The sequence below is a fragment of the Nocardia sp. NPDC050793 genome, assembly GCF_040654065.1.
GTDB lineage: Bacteria > Actinomycetota > Actinomycetes > Mycobacteriales > Mycobacteriaceae > Nocardia.
Genome location: NZ_JBFAHG010000025.1, coordinates 1 through 2,522 on the forward strand (window position 1 = coordinate 1; position 2,522 = coordinate 2,522).

Below are 2,522 nucleotides of genomic sequence, written 5' to 3' on the forward strand. Positions count from 1 at the left end.
CGATGACATCGCACGAGGTGATTCGAGGTGCGCGCGTCGCGTACAGCGGCCAGATCGACGAGCATGCGGAATTACACGAGGCCGAACATCGCTCGCGCCAACGCAGTTACCACAGCCGCAGCAATGATCACCACCAGCAACGGTGCCCGGAACCACGCCAGCACCCCAGCGGCACCTACCCCGAGCACCCGAGCCCAGCCCGCGAACCCCTGGTCCTGCAACAGCGTGGTCGTCGCCATCACACCCGTCAGCAGAAGAATCGCCGAATCATCGATGACCTGTTTGGCGCGTGGTGACTCAGTCAAACGGGCGGGCAGCGCAGGCCCCACCCAGCGCAAGACATACGTTCCCACTGCGAGGAAGGCAGCTGCAGAGCAGATCACCCACAGATCAAGCATCCGCGACCTCAGATCTCTCCGCTCCAGGAGCAGGATCGACGGGGCAGCGTCGCATCAGAGGAAGGGCGAGAACAGCCAAGACCGGGGCGATACCTTCGGGGAGAACGAAGGCCACGCCGACCGCGATCACCGCGGCAGCGAGACAGCCGTAACGAGTACGAGGGTCGCGGATCCCCGACATGATCAAGGCGAGAATCACGGCGGGGAACATGGCGTCGAGACCGATGATCGCGACATCGAACATGCGGCCTATGAGGGAACCGAGCAGGGCGCCTACCGGCCAGGTGAACAGGATACCGAGCCCCGACCAGGTGTAAGCGAAGCGACGCTCGGCAGGAGTTTGCTGGGCGGCGGCAAACGCTACAGTTTCGTCATTCACCAGATGAATTCGCGCAAACCGCTTCCAGCCGGTGCCGAGCACATCGGTCGCGGCGAGGCCGTAGGGCAGATGACGAGAATTCACCGCCAACGCAGCCGCAGCGGCAACCCAGGAATTGCCGCCGCCGGCGAGCAGCCCAACGAACAGCATTTCCGAGGAAGCAGCGAGAACAAAGAATCCCACCACGGGGGCGAACCAGATCGGCAGGCCGGCGTTCACCGACATCGCTCCATACGCGACACCGACAACGAATACTGCGCCGGCAACCACCGCTGATTCGTACAGCAGGCGACGCCGCGAATCGACGATCGGCTCTGGCACCCGAACTCCTTCCAGTCGCGTCATCCGATGTCGGAGTTTGTCCCGCTGCTGCGCTTCGAACGAACGACAACGGTCTGCTTCGCGCGCAAGGATACGCACCCGAGTTGCACCAGTTCAATGTGCCGACGGTTGCGTCCATGAAGATGGTGTACGAGCCGCAGCTGAATGACCCTGCGGGCGTGTCGTAACCGAACGAAAGACGGCCACCGCGTGATTCTCGAAGAGACCGACCAAAGTCACTCGAGACAGGACCACGCGATGACCACCGCCCACAATATCGACCTACGCCGGCTTGTCGAAGACCGACTCACCGGCGCCAGCCCCGACCTGCTGCGCGAGTTGCTGTCGATGTTCATCGACGCCCTGATGGGTGCCGAAGCCGACGTGTTGTGCGGAGCCGACTACGGGCAACGTTCCGACGAACGCGTCAACGTCCGCAACGGCTACCGGCATCGCGACTTCGACACCCGGGTCGGCACCCTCGATGTGGCGATCCCCAAGTTGCGACAGGGTTCGTACTTCCCGGACTGGCTGTTGCAGCGGCGCAAACGGGCCGAACGAGCGCTGACCACCGTGGTGGCGACCTGCTATCTGCTCGGGGTGTCCACCCGACGGATGGAGAAACTCGTCGACACTCTCGGCATCACTTCGTTGTCGAAGTCGCAGGTCAGCGTCATGGCGAAAGAGTTGGACGAGCAGGTCGAGGCCTTCCGCAACCGGCCACTCGACGCCGGTCCCTACACGTTCGTCGCCGCCGATGCACTGGTGCTCAAGGTCCGGGAGAACGGGCGGGTGGTCAACGTCCACACCTTGGTGGCGGTCGGGGTCAATGCCGACGGTTACCGCGAAATCCTGGGCGTCGAGGTCACCTCCGCCGAGGACGGCGCCGGCTGGCTGAGCTTTTTCCGCGGACTGGTCGCCCGAGGCCTGTCCGGGGTGCAGTTGGTGACCTCCGATGCCCATGCAGGCCTGGTCGGGGCGGTCGGCGCGACCCTGCCCGGCGCGTCCTGGCAGCGATGCCGGACGCATTACTCGACCAATCTGATGGCGGTGACCCCGAAGGCCTCGTGGCCGTGGGTGAAGACGTTGCTGCATTCGGTCTACGACCAACCCGACGCTGATTCGGTTCACGCGCAATACGACCGGGTGATCGACGCTCTCGAATCGAAACTACCCAAGGTCGCGGAGCATCTCGACGCAGCGCGAGCGGACCTGCTGGCGTTCACCGCGTTCCCGAAGCAGATCTGGCGGCAGATCTGGTCGAACAATCCGCAGGAGCGGCTGAACAAGGAGATCCGTCGTCGCACCGATGTGGTCGGGATCTTTCCCGACCGGACTGCATTGATCCGACTGGTCGGTGCCGTGCTCGCCGAACAGCACGACGAGTGGATCGAAGGGCGTCGCTATCTCGGACTCGACGTCCT

3 protein-coding genes are annotated in these 2,522 nt (G+C 63.8%); 1 reads left to right on the forward strand and 2 read right to left on the reverse strand.

The window, feature by feature from the left end; all coding sequences use genetic code 11:
- Positions 1-71 precede the first annotated feature (71 nt).
- Together AB0H50_RS35470 and AB0H50_RS35475 are read right to left on the reverse strand one after the other, a co-directional pair.
- Positions 72-398 (reverse strand): AzlD domain-containing protein, encoded by a 327-nt coding sequence (locus tag AB0H50_RS35470; protein ID WP_357461654.1) that lies wholly within the window; start codon positions 396-398, stop codon positions 72-74.
- Positions 391-1,098 carry an AzlC family ABC transporter permease gene (locus AB0H50_RS35475; protein WP_357461656.1) on the reverse strand — a complete coding sequence of 236 codons (708 nt, stop codon included), beginning with the start codon at positions 1,096-1,098 and terminating at the stop codon, positions 391-393. The genes AB0H50_RS35470 and AB0H50_RS35475 overlap by 8 nt, the downstream gene beginning before the upstream one ends.
- Positions 1,099-1,356: 258 nt before the next feature.
- On the opposite strand from AB0H50_RS35475, the gene AB0H50_RS35480 reads away from it, so the two are divergent.
- Positions 1,357-2,522 (forward strand): IS256 family transposase (locus tag AB0H50_RS35480; RefSeq protein ID WP_357461657.1); only part of this gene is annotated, 1,166 nt, incomplete at its 3' end.